A 994-nucleotide genomic window follows, 5' to 3' on the forward strand; every position below is an offset into this window, starting at 1 on the left:
GCCTCGCGCTCGGCTTCGATGCCGGCAGATCTCAATTCGAGTTCCAGCCTTCCGGCTTCGCGCGCCTCAGCGCGGGCCTCATCGGCTTCGTCCGAGGCGGCGATGCGGCGCCGGTAGCCGGCGACAATGTTATCAGCAGCGGCAAGCCTGGCGCCGGGCACCTCGCCCCCCTCATCATCAGCGGCTCCGGCAATGCTCTCGATGCGCGCGATCGCCGCCTTGGCGGCGCCCACGCGCGCCAGGCGCTCCTCGGCGGCGCCGGCATCCTCACCGGGCTCGACCAGCCCCCTGGCGATCGTCGGCAGAGCGAGGCTGGCGATGACCAGCGAGCAGATAATGACGCCGGCGGCCAGGAAAATGACCAGGTCGCGCGCCGGAAACGGCGAGCCGTCCGGCATGGCGAGCGGCAGTGACAGGATGCCGGCCAGCGTAATGGCGCCGCGCACACCGGCCACCGAACCGGCGAGCCGCACGCGCAGCCCGAACGGCTCCACTTTGCGCTTGCCCAGACGCGCAGCGATGCCGGCGGCGATATCGCCCACCCAGATCCACAGGAAGCGCAACGCGATCAGGCACAGCGTCAGCGCGATGACGGTCGCGATCGGCTGGACGATCGGGTGCAGGCTCATGAGCTCCGGCGGCACATGGCGGATGATGTCGGGAAGTTGGAGCCCAAGCACGATGAAGAGAGCACCGTTGAAAACGAAGGAAAGCGTCGTCCACAGCGAAATCGTCTGCATGCGCGCCGAGACGCCGAGGAAGCGAAACACGCCGGAGCCGCCGGTGAGCAGGCCGGCGGTAACAGCCGCCAGGATGCCGGAAGCTCCGACATGCTCGGCGCCGAGATAGGCTATGAAGGGCAGCAGGACCATCACCAGCACCTGCGCCTCGGCCGGCACGCCGCCGATCCGGTTGAGCAGTTGCAGCAGCTTGGCGGCAACGAACAGCGCCGCCACGCCGATCAGGATGCCCATCGCCACGGCATAGAGAAAAC

Annotated in this window: 1 protein-coding gene; it reads right to left on the bottom strand. The window is 68.4% G+C overall.

Annotated elements, in window-relative coordinates:
• Window positions 1–994: cation:proton antiporter (locus EN893_RS32795; protein WP_245490946.1), on the bottom strand; the 994-nt coding region annotated here is incomplete at both ends.

Source organism: Mesorhizobium sp. M7A.F.Ca.CA.004.04.2.1, from assembly GCF_004022825.1.
In the GTDB taxonomy this organism is placed as follows: domain Bacteria; phylum Pseudomonadota; class Alphaproteobacteria; order Rhizobiales; family Rhizobiaceae; genus Mesorhizobium.